Annotated in this window: 12 protein-coding genes; 7 read left to right on the forward strand and 5 right to left on the reverse strand. The window is 58.7% G+C overall.

Annotated elements, in window-relative coordinates; genetic code table 11:
- Window positions 1-11: 11 nt before the first annotated feature.
- The 6 genes from tsaD (at window position 12) to LJD29_RS06605 (ending at window position 4,722) form a co-directional block, all read left to right on the forward strand.
- Complete coding sequence (gene tsaD / locus LJD29_RS06580) at window positions 12-1,196, forward strand: tRNA (adenosine(37)-N6)-threonylcarbamoyltransferase complex transferase subunit TsaD (protein WP_446744953.1); 1,185 nt, start codon at window positions 12-14, stop codon at window positions 1,194-1,196.
- Window positions 1,197-1,294: 98 nt separating this feature from the next.
- The gene (gene fabZ, locus LJD29_RS06585) at window positions 1,295-1,825 is read left to right on the forward strand and encodes a 3-hydroxyacyl-ACP dehydratase FabZ (protein WP_446744954.1); all 531 of its coding nucleotides are present in this window, start codon (window positions 1,295-1,297) and stop codon (window positions 1,823-1,825) included.
- On the forward strand, window positions 1,822-2,598 hold the full coding sequence (gene lpxA / locus LJD29_RS06590; protein ID WP_446744955.1) for an acyl-ACP--UDP-N-acetylglucosamine O-acyltransferase: 777 nt from the start codon (window positions 1,822-1,824) through the stop codon (window positions 2,596-2,598). The genes fabZ and lpxA overlap by 4 nt, the downstream gene beginning before the upstream one ends.
- Before the next feature lie 183 nt (window positions 2,599-2,781).
- On the forward strand, window positions 2,782-3,273 hold the full coding sequence (locus LJD29_RS06595) for a nucleotidyltransferase (RefSeq protein WP_446744956.1): 492 nt from the start codon (window positions 2,782-2,784) through the stop codon (window positions 3,271-3,273).
- 1 nt (window position 3,274) lies between these two features.
- Window positions 3,275-4,141 carry an LpxI family protein gene (locus LJD29_RS06600; protein WP_446744957.1) on the forward strand — a complete coding sequence of 289 codons (867 nt, stop codon included), beginning with the start codon at window positions 3,275-3,277 and terminating at the stop codon, window positions 4,139-4,141.
- A gap of 35 nt (window positions 4,142-4,176) precedes the next feature.
- Window positions 4,177-4,722 (forward strand): peroxiredoxin, encoded by a 546-nt coding sequence (locus tag LJD29_RS06605; RefSeq protein WP_446744958.1) that lies wholly within the window; start codon window positions 4,177-4,179, stop codon window positions 4,720-4,722.
- A 147-nt stretch (window positions 4,723-4,869) separates the two neighbouring features.
- Here LJD29_RS06605 and LJD29_RS06610 read toward each other — a convergent pair whose 3' ends face one another.
- Together LJD29_RS06610 and LJD29_RS06615 are read right to left on the reverse strand one after the other, a co-directional pair.
- Complete coding sequence (locus LJD29_RS06610) at window positions 4,870-5,523, reverse strand: hypothetical protein (RefSeq protein ID WP_446744959.1); 654 nt, start codon at window positions 5,521-5,523, stop codon at window positions 4,870-4,872.
- Between the two features lie 294 nt (window positions 5,524-5,817).
- Complete coding sequence (locus LJD29_RS06615) at window positions 5,818-7,524, reverse strand: lytic transglycosylase domain-containing protein (RefSeq protein ID WP_446744960.1); 1,707 nt, start codon at window positions 7,522-7,524, stop codon at window positions 5,818-5,820.
- A gap of 260 nt (window positions 7,525-7,784) precedes the next feature.
- Between LJD29_RS06615 and lepA the strand changes: the two genes are divergently transcribed.
- Entirely contained in the window at window positions 7,785-9,593 is a 1,809-nt protein-coding gene (gene lepA, locus LJD29_RS06620) for a translation elongation factor 4 (protein ID WP_446744961.1), read from the forward strand.
- 367 nt (window positions 9,594-9,960) lie between these two features.
- Here lepA and LJD29_RS06625 read toward each other — a convergent pair whose 3' ends face one another.
- The 3 genes from LJD29_RS06625 to LJD29_RS06635 all read right to left on the reverse strand — a co-directional run bounded on the left by LJD29_RS06625 (window position 9,961) and on the right by LJD29_RS06635 (window position 14,071).
- Complete coding sequence (locus LJD29_RS06625) at window positions 9,961-10,614, reverse strand: OmpH/Skp family outer membrane protein (RefSeq protein WP_446744962.1); 654 nt, start codon at window positions 10,612-10,614, stop codon at window positions 9,961-9,963.
- Between the two features lie 265 nt (window positions 10,615-10,879).
- Complete coding sequence (bamA, locus tag LJD29_RS06630) at window positions 10,880-13,822, reverse strand: outer membrane protein assembly factor BamA (protein ID WP_446745888.1); 2,943 nt, start codon at window positions 13,820-13,822, stop codon at window positions 10,880-10,882.
- Window positions 13,823-13,888: 66 nt separating this feature from the next.
- Window positions 13,889-14,071 carry a CPXCG motif-containing cysteine-rich protein gene (locus tag LJD29_RS06635; RefSeq protein ID WP_446744963.1) on the reverse strand — a complete coding sequence of 61 codons (183 nt, stop codon included), beginning with the start codon at window positions 14,069-14,071 and terminating at the stop codon, window positions 13,889-13,891.
- Window positions 14,072-14,146 lie beyond the last annotated feature (75 nt).

The raw sequence follows: 14,146 nt of genomic DNA on the forward strand, positions 1-14,146 counted from the left end.
ACTATAGAAGCGTGAATGAAACCGCTAACAGAGGCCTGATTCTGGGCATTGAAAGCTCCTGCGACGAGACTGCTGCCGCCGTCGTACGCAATGGCACCGAGACGATCTCGAACATCATCGCCTCGCAGGTTCCCACGCACGCTCCCTACGGCGGCGTGGTTCCCGAACTGGCCTCACGCGAGCACCTGCGAAACATCGTTCCCGTCGTGCGCTCCGCGATGGAAGCCGCCGGCGTCACTTATCGGGATCTGGATGCCATCGCCGTAACCGAAGGCCCCGGCCTCGCCGGTGGATTGCTTGTGGGCATCAGCTATGCCAAGGCGCTGGCCGCCGCCGCGAATAAGCCGCTGATCGCAGTGAATCACCTCGAAGGCCATATTCACGCCGTCCTGCTCGAACAGGCGCAGCTGAAGCTCGAAAGCGGGATGGAAGACGAGCCGCTGCCGCTGCCTGCCCTGGCGCTGGTCGTCTCCGGCGGGCACACCCACCTCTACCTGGCCCGCCAGCGCGGCAATGGCTGGAGCTATCGCAATGTCGGCCGCACAGTGGACGATGCCGCGGGCGAAGCCTTCGACAAGGTCGCCAAGCTGCTTGGCCTGGGGTATCCCGGCGGCCCGTGGATCGACGCTCTCGCCTCTCATGGCAATCCCGATGCTGTGCCGTTCTCGTTCTCGCAGGTGAAATCGAAACCGCATCGCCGCGACGAAGCGGGCGGCAACAAGCTGGCGACGCTCTTCTCTTTCAGCGGTATTAAAACGGCTGTTCTTCGCTACGTGCAGATTCACAACATGCACGAGAGCATCGAGTTGCGCCGCAAGGCACTGACCCAGATAGCTGATCCGAAGCCGGCTGATGCCCTTGCGCTCTGCGACCGGCAGACCCTCGACCTGATTGCATCCTTCCAGCGGGCGGTAATCGACGACCTGCGCCGCAAGACCTTCCGCGCGGCCGGAGCGCTGGGCGCCGCAAGCCTGCTCGTCTCCGGCGGAGTTGCCGCGAACCGTGAGCTACGCGTGCGCTTTACCGCCGAGGCGATCGAGCAGGGCGTCGTGCTGGCCTTCCCGTCGCTGGCGCTTTCGACGGACAACGCCGCCATGATCGCCGCCGCCGCATGGCCTAAGTTGCAGGCAGGCGAGTTCGCGCCTGCTTCTCTCTCGGCCGAGCCGTCACTGGCGCTGGGGAAAGCCGCCAGCTAAAGAAAACAGGTATGGACGGGCTTCGTTATCAGGCGCGACTTTACGTTATTCCCTGATACAGTCCCTGAATCGTAAACGGCTATAATTTCCATGCAGCTATGGAAACTCCAAATCCCATTCTCGATGGACGCGATGTGCTCGATATCCGGGACATCATGAACATCCTTCCGCACCGTTATCCCTTCCTGCTCATCGACCGCCTCATGGAGATCGAGCGGAAGAAGCGTATTGTCGCCATCAAGAACGTGACCATCAATGAGCCGTTCTTCCAGGGCCACTTTCCCGACTACCCGATCATGCCTGGCGTGCTGATCGTCGAGGCCATCGCGCAGGCCGGTGGTGCTCTTCTGATGACCGAAATTCCTGACCGCGACTCCAAGCTGATGGTCTTCACCGGCATCGAACGCGCCAAGTTCCGCCGTCCGGTCGTGCCCGGCGACCAGCTCCGCATCGAGATCGAAGTATTGAACTGGAAGCCTCGTGCCGTCCGCATGCAGGGCATGGTCACTGTAGATGGCAAACTGGCCTGCGAAGCGACCGTCATGTGCCAGCTTGTTCCCCGGAAACAGGAAGCAGCACCGGCACCGGCGACACAGGAACCAGCACTGGCAGCGGTGAGCCCCGAGTGAGCATTCACCCTACGGCGATCGTTGCCGAAACGGCTGTCGTTCCGGAATCCTGCAAGGTTGGTCCCTACTGCACCATCGGCCCGAATGTCGTGCTCGGCGAAGAATGCGAGCTGGTTTCGCACGTCGTGCTCGATGGCCATCTGACGGCCGGGGCCCGCAACCGCTTCTTTCCGTTCTCGTCCGTAGGCTGCTCTCCGCAGGATCTGAAGTACAAGGGCGAACCGACTCGCGTGGTGATGGGCGATGACAATACCATCCGCGAGTCCGTCACTATCTCCCGCGGTACTGTTGGCGGGGGCGGCACCACCCGCATCGGCAGCAACTGCCTCATCATGACCCTGAGCCATGTCGGGCATGACAGCGTCGTAGGTAACAACTGCATTCTGGCGAACGGCGCCACGCTTGCCGGGCACGTGGTCATCGAAGACTTCGCCGTAGTCGGCGCACTGAACCAGGTTCACCAGTACTGCCGCGTCGGCAAGTACGCCTATCTCGGCGGCGGCACTACCATCGTTCAGGACGTACTTCCCTACTCGCTGACGTCTGCCAAGCGCGAAACCCACGCCTACGGGCTGAACAAGGTCGGACTCGAGCGCCAGGGATTCGACGCCGACCGCCTTCGCAAACTGCAGAAGGCCTACCGCCTCCTGCTGGCGGCAAAGATGAACACCAGCCAGGCCATTCAAAAGCTTAAGGACGAAGGCATTGCCTCGGACGATGTCGCCTATCTCGTCGAGTTCATCGAAGCTTCGCAGCGCGGAGTGCATAAGTAGACGGCTTTACAACCAACACAATTTAGAATAGATACGTGGACAAGACACTCACGGTTTACGACAATCCGGCCGAGATGAAGGCGGCGGAGTACCGCTACTGGCAGTCCCGTCCAGCCTCCGAACGCATGCAAGCCGTCTCCGAAATCACGCTTGCCCTCTACACGATGAAGGGATCTGACGCTGATGTTTCCCGACTTCAGAGAGTTATTAGCGTCGTTCAACGCTAACGGCGTCCGCTACCTGATCATCGGCGGTTATGCCGTATCGTTTCACGCCCAGCCGCGCGCCACGAAAGATCTGGACATCTGGGTGAAGGCTGATCCTGCGAACGCTACAGCGACCTACCAGGCGCTCTCGGACTTCGGTGCACCGCTCGCCAGCATCTCTACCGATGATCTCGCTAATCCGAAGAAATTCATTCGCTTTGGACGCGAGCCGATCGCGATCGACATCCTGCCCAACATCGATGGCATCGATTTCGAAGAAGCATGGCCTCGGCGAGTGGAAGCTCAAATAGCGCCCGGAAATGACCTGAAGGCATACTTCATCTCGCGCGAAGACCTGATCACAGCAAAGTTGGCGGCGGGCCGCCTGCGAGACCTTGCAGACGTCGAAGAGCTCCGCGAAGCCGAGCAGGCAGAATCGAACATCCTCCCAAAGAAAGACATCCCCTGAAGTGAATCCTGCCCAGACAAAGCTAGGCCTCATCGCCGGCAACGGACGCTTTCCTTTCCTTCTTCTCGAAGCTGCTCGCGCCCATGGCCTTGAAGTTATCGTCGCCGCGATCAAGGAAGAGACAGATCCGGAAATGAACGATCGGGCCAAGGCCGATCCCGGCATCCGCGTTCACTGGCTTTCACTTGGAGAACTCTCAAAGCTCATTGACACCTTTCATAAGGAAGGCGTCAGCCGCGCCGTGATGGCCGGTCAGGTGAAGCACAAGCAGATCTTCTCGAGCATTCGGCCAGACTGGCGCCTGGCCAAGCTGCTTCTTTCCCTGCGCACGAAGAATACCGACATGCTGCTGGGCGCCGTTGCCAAGGTTCTTGGGGATGAAGGTATCGAGCTGATCTCGTCCACCGCGTACCTCGAACCACTGCTCGCGAAGCCCGGGGTCCTCACCTCGCGCCAGCCAACGGAGCAAGAGAAGAACGACATCGCCTATGGCCGCACCGTCGCGAACACCATTGCCGGGTACGACATCGGCCAGACGGTGGTCATCGCCAGCCAGGCGTGCGTGGCCATTGAAGCGATGGAAGGCACCGACGCCGCTATCGAGCGTGCCGGCCACCTGATGCAATCGCTAGACGATGAGGCATCGACTCTCGACCGGACTTTAACCGTAGTCAAAGTTGCGAAGCCTAAGCAGGACATGCGTTTCGACGTCCCAGTCATCGGCATCCGCACCATCGAGACCATGCAGGCCGCGCACGCAACCTGTCTCGCGCTGGAAGCCGGCCGCACCCTCCTGTTCGACTTCGACAAGGTCCGTGAGTTGGCCGACCGCGCAGGAATTGCGATCATCGCGCTCGAAAATGGATAATTAGGTGTTTCTTCATCCTCCCGGGAGATCGCCTTATGTCCAAACTTACGCTCGTCCTAGCCGCCCTTGTCGTCGTCGCTCTCGGCGGTCTCGCCGTTCGCAGCTTCGCCGCCGATGCGGAACTGCCGCAGGTCGGCCAGCCTGCTCCAACCTTTACGCTGCCCTCGCAGGAAGGCACGCCAGTCAGTCTCGATAGCTACAAGGGAAAGTGGGTCGTTCTCTACTTCTATCCCAAGGACATGACCACCGGCTGCACCATCGAGGCGCACAACTTCCAGCGTGACCTCAGCAAGTACCAGTCAGCGAATGCCGTAATCCTCGGCGTGAGCGTAGACACGGTCGACAGCCACAAGCAGTTCTGCACCAAGGACAGCCTCAGCTTCACCCTGCTGAGCGATGCCGATAAGAAGGTCGTCGGCCAGTACGGATCGCTGCGCGACATGGGTCCCATCAAGATCGCCAAGCGCAATACCTTCCTGATCGACCCGCAGGGCAAGATCGTGAAGGTATGGACCGGCGTCGATCCTAACCATCACAGCGAAGAAGTGTTGTCGGCGCTGGCCAGCTTTGAGAAGCAGTAACCACAACGTTTAATCATCCCGACCGGGCAGCTCCCAGGGCTGCCCGGTTTGCTTTTGCCCCGCCAGCCGCCGTTCTGCGGGCGCAAAAAAGCCCGGCGCTATGCCGGGCTCTTTTGCTTGCCTCTGAATTACGGGTTGCGGGTTAAATTACTTGGTTGCCTTCTTGGTTGCCTTCTTTGCAGGAGCCTTCTTGGCCGCCTTCTTCGCAGGAGCCTTCTTCGCTACTGCCTTCTTCGCAGGAGCCTTCTTCGCTGCTGCCTTCTTCGCAGGGGCCTTCTTCGCTGCCTTCTTTGCTGCCTTCTTAACTGCCAAGGTAGTACCTCGTTTGGTTGATTTTTTTATGCCGGCGCCCTTCTTTACTGCTGCCTTGCCGCTGGCGCCTTTGGTGCTCTTTTTAGCGGCAGACTTCTTGACGGCCTTTTTGGCCGAAACGGTTTTAGCTGCCTTTTTGGCAGCCTTCTTTGCAGGAGCCTTCTTGGCCGGAGCTTTCTTGGCTGCCGTCTTCTTCGCCACCTTCTTGACTGCCTTCTTCGGACTGGCCTTCTTGGGGCTGGTCTTTTTGATGGCGGGCGGAGGAGGAGGCACCACGGCTACCGGTTCTTCAGGCTCTGCTTCTAACTTGTCGTCTTCTTCGTCATCGAGATCGTCATCATCGTCGTCGGATGAGAGTGAGATCGAAATCTCTTCCTCTTCTTCATCCTCTTCATCACCGAAGGCATCATCCAGCCCTTCGGGAAGCTCTTCGATCTCAGACTCAAATTCATTCTCGCTGCGAGCGTAAAGTTTGCGATCTTCCTGCATCGGTTCCCTCCGGGGTCCGCATTAATTCAGCAACTCGAGCTGCTACAACTTATTCGCATGTCCCACGCCGCGAATTATAGCAACAGGATGCTACGCCTTGCGATGGAACGCAAGAGGTAGTTGCGATGGGTTAGACGAATTCTCTATCGCTTTTGTTAAAGTCGCGGGCACACTTTGATCGGAACCGCCTGCATCCTGATAAAAGCAGTCCTTCATCAATGCTTATCGGCAGGAATCGCAGATGCTTGAAAGGTGCGCCAACATTGATCGCAAGCGCACCTCATCCTCATTCGCTTACTTGTGTTTGTGCTTCGGAGCCGGGGAAGATGCATGGGCAGAAGGCTTCGCCGCAGTGCCCTTGCTGTTCGATGTTCCCCTTGAATTTTTTCCGTGAGATGCGCCAGCAGAGCCGCGCGAAGAACCTCTGCGCGAGCGGCGTGACGCCGTTGAAATACGTGCCGGTTCGGCAACGTAAAGACTCCTGCCCGCAGGAATCGCATTGCTACGCAGGTGATTCCAGCGGCGCAGCTGCTCGACGGTTACGCCAAAACGGTCGGCAACAGTCACCAGCGTGTCTCCTCCGCGAGTGCGATAAAGAGCGTTACGCGCCGAAGAGGGGGAAGATGCGGGAGCGACCGGAACGATCAGTGCATCGACGCCATCGAGATCGGTCGTTGAACTGAGCTGGTTCACGAACGCGATCTCAGAGGCCGGCACGTGATAGCTCTTCGCCACGTCCTGCACCGTCTCGCCTTCCACAAGCTTGTGGAAGCGCCAGTAGCGTCGCTTGTCTTCCGGGATCTCCGCAATACGTTGTTCGAAGAGTGCTTTCGTTCCCGCGGGGATGTGCAGATCGTAGGCATCGTCGGGCGGCGTGGCGCCGCGCAGCAGGCTGGGGTTCAGACCCACGATCTCCTGCACCGGTACGCCGGTGATGTCCGCCACCAGCCGTAGATCGACACTGTAGTTCGTCTGCACGGTGTCCATTACGAGAGGCGGATCAGGCGTCAGATCGTTGAGTCCGTACTGCTTCGGATTCTTCGACATGATGATGACGGCCAGAATTTCCGGGACATAGTTCTTGGTTTGCTCCGGCAGGTTATTGCGCTTGTAGAGCTCCCAGAAATCGGCGTAGCCGGTACGCTGCACCGCGCGCTGAACGTTGCCTGTGCCCCAGTTATAGGAGGCCATGGCAAGATACCAGTCGCCCGTCTGCGCATACGCTTTCTTGATTTCCCGCGCATAGGCTCGTGTCGCCTTCTCCGGGTCGAAGCGCTCATCCACCCACCCATTGCGATCGAGTCCGTAGGTTCCCCACGGCATGAACTGCCACATGCCTCCAGCTCCCGAGGGATTCATCGCCTGGGGACGAAAGCCGGACTCGGCAACCGCGAGATAGATCAGATCCTGCGGCACTCCTTCTTCGCGCAGTACCTGTTGGATCATCGCCTTATAGCGTCCCGCACGGTTCAGCGATGCGACGATCGTTCCGTGCCCGGCACGGGTATTCGAGAAGAAGTTGATAAAGCTCGCGACATAGTCGTTCATCACCAGCGGGAAGTCGGACTGGGTAGTCTTCAGAGACGCTTCGGCCTCTGCGCGCACCGTTGGATCGACAGTAAACGTAGCGGCATTTGCCGCAGCGGCCGGAGTTTCCTCTGCGGGAGAAGGAGCAAGGCCGTTGCCCTGCTTCAGTGCATCGACCTCGAGCGTGTTGACGGCATCCACGATGCGATCGAACTCGTCGCTCAGCTCCGGGTCGTTCTTGATATCGATACCGCTGGAGAGCATGAGGTCCACCGCGTAATCGAAGTTCGCCTTCGCTGCCGAGATGTGTCCGTCATGATAGTTCGCCAGGCCGTTCATGTAGGCCTTATCCACGTTCAGAATCAGCTGCTGGTCGCGCTGGCGGATAGCGGGCGATACGGGAGGCGGTGCCGTCGTCTGAGCTCCCGCGTTTTGCGTAGGGCTCTGCGGGGCATCGAGGGCAGGGAGCTGCATGGGGCACAGCAGCAGAGACGCGGAGGCGAGAGCAGAAAGAAGTCGTTGAACGGCCATTGATGAAAGTGTCTGTCCTCGCAAATGGCCGGAGAGTGGACAGCCGGAGAAGCACACCGCCCTCTGCCGCAATCTCAAGCAGCCTCTTCAGGCACTATTGTATGTTCACGACCCGCGCCAGCCGCGGTGATAAACTCAGATATTGCGGAAGTTTCCCTGATTGGCAACCGCTGTCAGAGGCCCACCCGCACCGCGTTTCCCGCATGAACATCAAGAACATTCGTAATTTCGCGATCATCGCGCACATCGACCACGGCAAATCCACGCTCTCCGACCGCCTGCTGGAGCTGACCGGCTCCCTTACTGCCCGCGAAATGCAGGCCCAGGTGCTCGACGCGATGGATCTCGAGCGCGAGCGCGGCATCACCATCAAGGCGCACTCCGTTCGCATGATGTACCCGGCCAAGGACGGCCAGACCTATCAGCTGAACCTGATCGACACGCCCGGCCACGTCGACTTCTCTTATGAAGTCTCACGCTCGCTGGCTTCGTGCGAAGGCGCACTGCTGGTCGTCGATGCCTCGCAGGGCGTGGAAGCACAGACGCTGGCCAACGCCTACCTCGCCATCAACAACGGCCTCGAAGTCATTCCGGTCATCAACAAGATCGACCTGCCCAGCGCCGACATTCCGCGCACGCAGGAGATGATCGAAAGCGCAGTCGGCATCGACGCCACCGACGCCATCCCGGTCAGCGCCAAGACCGGCCTCGGCGTGCCGGACATTCTTGAAGCCATCGTCAAGCGCCTGCCTCCACCTACAGGCGACTCAGAGAAGCCGCTGCAGGCACTGATCTTCGACTCGTGGTTCGATCCCTACCGCGGCGTCATCGTGCTCGCCCGCGTCATTCATGGACGCATGCGCAAAGGCATGAAGATCAAGCTGATGTCGAACGGGAAAACCTTCGACATCGAATCGATGGGTGTGCTCACCCCCAAACCTGTCGAAATCAACGAGCTGGGCGCAGGCGAAGTCGGCTTCTTCGTCGCCACTATCAAGAACGTCGCCGACACCAAGATCGGCGACACCGTCACCGACGCGACCGCGGCCGCCAGCGAGATGCTGCCAGGCTTTGAAGACATCAAGTCCATGGTCTTCGCCGGACTCTACACCGTAGACTCGCATGAGCACACCATGCTGCGCGACGCACTCGAGAAGCTCCGCCTGAACGATTCTTCGTTCTTCTTCGAGCCGGAAAGCTCGGCCGCGCTCGGCTTCGGATTTCGCTGCGGCTTCCTCGGCCTGCTGCACATGGAGATCATCCAGGAGCGGCTGGAACGCGAATTCGATCTCGACCTGATCACAACCGCCCCCGGCGTGCGCTACAAGATCACCATGACGGATGGGTCGCTACTAGAAGTGGACAATCCTTCACGCTGGCCTGACACCACCGAGATCGAGCAGATCGAGGAGCCGATCATTACCGCCACCATCCTCACCAACGAGGAATATGTCGGCGGCATTCTCAAGCTGGTGGAAGACAAGCGCGGACGGCAGAAGAACCTCGAATACGTGACCCCGACCCGCGTCATGATCACTTACGAACTGCCGCTCAACGAAATCGTTCTCGACTTCTACGACCGCCTCAAATCCGTCTCGCGCGGCTACGCCTCGCTCGATTACCACATCTCCGGCACCTGGGTTTCGCCGATGGTGAAGATGGACATCCTGGTCTCCGGCGAGCCGGTGGACGCGCTCTCGATCATCGTGCACCGCGACTTCGCCTACGACCGTGGCAAAGCGCTGGTTTCGAAGATGCGCGAACTGATCCCGCGGCAGATGTTCGAGGTTGCGATTCAGGCCGCGATCGGCGCCAAGATCGTCGCCCGCGAAACTGTCAGCGCCATCCGCAAGAACGTCATCGCCAAGTGCTACGGCGGCGACATCTCCCGTAAGCGCAAGCTGTTGGAGAAGCAGAAGGAGGGCAAGAAGCGGATGAAGCGTATTGGCAAAGTCGATATCCCCCAGGAAGCCTTCCTTGCTGTGCTCAAAATCGGCGAGGACAGTAAGTAAGTTTCCGAGGTGCAGGGGAAGATCTCCTTTTCCCTTGCACTTTAAGTCGAATCAGGCAATCGCCTCGGTCATCTGGCTTTAACCTGTTTTGTGGAAACCGTGTCTTTGCCGCTTCCTGGCGGTCGATTCCCGGCATTCCCAGCCGCGACCCTAATTAAACCTCTAAGTGCCTGCAAAATAAGCCGATTACGATCTGCCCAATTTGAGTTGCAGCGAAGCGATCTCGCTAAATGAATGTTCGGTAAAGATCGGAGCCGAATCTTCCACATTTTTTTCCACAGACTAAGTGCCTCGGAAAAAGGCATCTGCCAACACAAAATCGAAAAGGCCCCGAATCGGGGCCTTCTCAATTTTCAGCAGGATCAACTTACTGCTTGGGTGCTGTGTGGGTGGTGTGCGAGGGCGTCGGAGCCGACGGCACCGGGGTTGGAGGAGCCGGTATACCAGACTTGGTGTTGTATGCCTGGATAACAGCTGCGGTGATATCCGTACCCTTGTTTGCCCACAGGATCACAGGAGCCTGGTTCTGAGCGGTAGCTGCATCGAGAACGACCGTGTAGCCGTTCGACTCTGCATAGCTCTGGAGCGATCCGTAAACCTTTTCAGCCAGCTGCTGGTAGGTCTGCTGCATCTCCGACTGGAAGTCGTTCGAAGCATCTTCGCCAGCGCGCTGGAGAGCCTTTTCCTTCTCGTCGATGGTGCGCAGACGGGTCTGACGGTCAGCATCGCTGAGCTTGTCGCCCGAAGCCTGAAGCTCTTTCTTCAGCGTGTCGATTTCGTCGCTCTGGGTCTTCAGCTGGGTGCGCTTCGGCTCATACTTCTTCTGCAGTTCGGTGAAATTGCGCTGTCCCTCGTTGGTCTGCGCAACCGCTGCCTGGAAGTTGATGACGGCGACCTTGCTGGGGCCGGAAGCTGTAGCGCTGGAGGCTGCAGCGGCAGAGGTCTGGGCAAAGGCGCTCGCGCCAAGCCCCGACGCTAGCAGGCAAACGAGTGGCAACGAACGTAGTGTGGCACGCTTCATGGAAATCAAAAATCCTCCGGATTTGAGTGAGATCGCCCGCGGTTGCGGAAGCAGACTCGCGCTTCCTGATCTACCTGCTGTGTAGTTCGCTGAGGCAGATTCCCGGCAGTTCAGCCAGGAGTGCAAAGACGAGACACGATCAGAAGACATATTCAGGATATGAGCCGAATTATAGGTTGGGGCCGGGGTAGCATGTCAAACCCGCGAGAGGCAAATCACCTTGATTTGCGGCCCCTCGCGGGTTTTCCACACTCTTTTAACACTCCTAGAACGTCGTGCTCACCGTCAGGCGGAAGGTCTTACGAGGCTCGATCAACTGGTCCTGCGCTCCGTAGGCCTGGATAGCCTGGGCATAGCTGTAATCGCCTGCTCCACCTTGCGGGAACATGCTGCGGGTGATCAGGTTTTCAGCCTCGAAGTTCTTCTCGAGACGCAACGCATTGAAGGCGTAGTAGATACGGAATGGCGCATTGATAATCGGCGCCATCACGTCAATTTCGCCACCGACCGAGTCGCGGGGAACGTAGTTGGTTCCATCGATCGGTTCGATCCGCCGGTCGAAGGCGATCTGCACGCCGCCCTGGCAGGCGCTGTTGACGTAGTTCGGGCAGCCATACAGCGGCGAGTTCAGCAGCGCGATACCTTCAGGACTCTGCTTCAACTGGCTCTTGTCGATCGCCATGTCCATACCGAAGTCGTTGAAGATGGCGATGCTGACCGTTCGCGCGTAGATCGGAATACGGTATTCGAAGTTCGACGTGAAGTTCAGATCGCCACCGATCGATGCGATACCGTAAACCGGGATCGGAACCTGGATCGGACCGAGCGAAGGATTGGTCGGATCGCGTGGAACCGTGCTGCCGTCGGGGTTTGTCAACGGGAACAGTACGCGAGTTGGGACAAAGCCATAGGGCGTCGCCGAGCGGATATCGAAACCGCGCAGGTCGGATTCACCGCCCGAGTAGAAGCGGTTGAACGGCGGCGCCACGTCTCCGCTGATACCACGGATGTAAGCACCCTGGAATCGCATGCCGAAGACATTGTGTCCGTCGTTGTTGAACCTGAAGCCCTTGATCGGGTGGAAGGTGCGGTATTCCACCACCGGGCTGATGTAACGAACATTGCCGAAGAGGCCGGCGAGCTGCAGGGCGATCGACATCTCCGAGCCGTGGTGCGGCTGGTAGGTCGCATCCAGCTTATTCATCTGGAAGCTCAGCGAAGCCATGCTGCTGATGATGCCTTCGAGCGCGTTCTGGCCCTGGATGCCGCTGCGGAAGGCCAGAGTCTGGAAGAAGTTGCTCGATGCCTGGCTGAAGGTCGTGATCGACGACTTGTTGAAGCTGTAGGTCAGACCCACGCTCTTGAAGCTGTGATGGATCGGATAACGGCCCGACACGCTGAACCCGGTCGCCGACTGGTTGTACTTTTGCAGCAGTGAGCTGGTGGCCGAAGCCAGGTTGCCGGTGCTGCCCGCCAGGTTGTAGTTCTTGGTGGCGTTGTAATCGTACTTATTATTGAAGACCTGGAAGCCGAGGTTCAACGGCTTGTTGCGGAAGTACGGCTCGTTGAAACCGAAGAGCAGGTTGCGTGATACGTCGCCGGCATTGGCCTGCACGCTCAGCGTTTCGCCGAGACCCAGGAAGTTGTTGGTCTGATAGTTCAGGCCGAGGAACGATCCGCCCAGGCCGCTGACGCCGCCATTCAGGCCAATCGAGTTCTTGCCCTTTTCGTGCACCTTGAGCAACAGGTCGACCGTACCCGCTTCTGCGTTCTGGTGCGTCTCGGAATCCTGCTCCACCTTGAGCGGATCAAAGTAGTCGAGCTGGTTCAGACGCATCAGGCTCAGTTCCCAGAGGCGGCTGTTGTAGATCGAGCCTTCTTCGAGCTGCAGTTCGCGGCGGATAACGAAGTCGCGCGTAACCGTGTTGCCCTGGAACTCGATGCGGGATACGTAGAAAGGCTTGCCCTCGTCGATATCGATATTGAAATTGACGGTGTGCGTGGCCTCGTCAATGCTCGGCGTCGGAATACCGGTGAAGTTGATGTAGCCGAGCTGACCGTACGCCTTGCGCAGGTTCTCCATGCCCTTGCCGAATACGGTCGCGTTAAACCAGTCGCCATCCTTCTCGGCAAACTGCGCGCGGAGAGCCTTCACGTTGGTCACGGCCTTGTTGCCGCTGAAGGTGATCTTGCCCAGCCGGTAACGGCCACCTTCATCGATCGGCATCGTGATGTCGATACGCTTGCCCTTGCGGGGACGGAAGGTAAGGAACGAGAGGCCGCTCTCGTTACGAAGATGGGTCTGCGGATCACCGACGGCGGCGCGGAAGTATCCGCGATCGCGGTACGCCTGGCGCACGCGCTCGGAGTCTTCTTCGAGCTTGCTGGCGTCGTAGGTGCGCGCAAAAATATTCTCGAGGAAGATCGACTTTGGAATACCGATCGGACGCAGGTTGCGCATCGACTCGCGAAGCACTCGCGAGCTCACATGCTGATTGCCCTGGAAGCTGATCTTGCCCACCTTAACCTGCGGGCCTTCCTTGACGATGAAGTTGACCTGGACCGAGGCGGGCGGAATACGCTTGATATCGGCCTTGATGATCGCGAACTGGTGGCCGTGCTCACCCAGCAGCTCCTTGAGAACGGCGATGGCGCGGGCCAGCTTCGTCGGGTCGTACTTGCTCTCGATCGAGATCGAGACCTTTTCCTTCTTGAAGCGGTCGAGAACATCAGACTGCGTGACCGAGTTCAGGCCTTTGTAGTTGATTTCACGGATGGTCGGCTTTTCCGTCACGTAAACGTCGAGGATGACGCCCTTGGGCGAGTCCTCGCGCTCGATTCGGACATTCTCGAAATAGCCGGTGTTCCACAGCGAGTTAAAGTCGCGCTCTACCGTCAACGGATCGTAGGTATCATTCACGCGGCTGAACATGCGCGCGAGAACGGTTTCCTTCGGGATCTGGCGATTCCCGATGACACGAATCTGGCTGACGATCTCCTGCTGCGCCCAGGCCGAGACCGTGAGCAGGCAAAACAGAGAGAAAAACTGCAGTGTGCGGCGGATAGTGCGGCGCAGACTCTGGCTGGATTGGATTAGGGAGCTTACGCCCCCACGTTCAACGGGAAAAATAGGAACACCCTCACTGCAAAAAATCTGGCCAATCTTGAGGAAAGAACGATTATAAGTGACGGACCGGCTCGGACCCAACTCCGCAGTTTGACTCGGCTTCCGGACCGGCATCAGACGACTGCCGCGCGATGCAAGGACCGCCCCTTAACTCTCAAGTTCCGCGTGAATCTCCCATTCTCCGCCGGCCCAGATAATCGAAAGGACATTCGGTTTGCAGCAGACCTGGCAGTCCTCGACATAGGACTGACGGCTACCGCCTGATTCATCCACCACTGTCTCATTCCACTCTCCACAGCCAGCACATTGGAAGCCCGCCGGTAACGGCATAGCCCACCTCTGTCGGAAACGGCAAATCCGCTATTAGTTTAACGGATGGAATGGGTATGCGCTGCCTCTAAACCC

It is taken from the genome of Silvibacterium acidisoli, from assembly GCA_022870745.1.
GTDB lineage: Bacteria > Acidobacteriota > Terriglobia > Terriglobales > Acidobacteriaceae > Silvibacterium.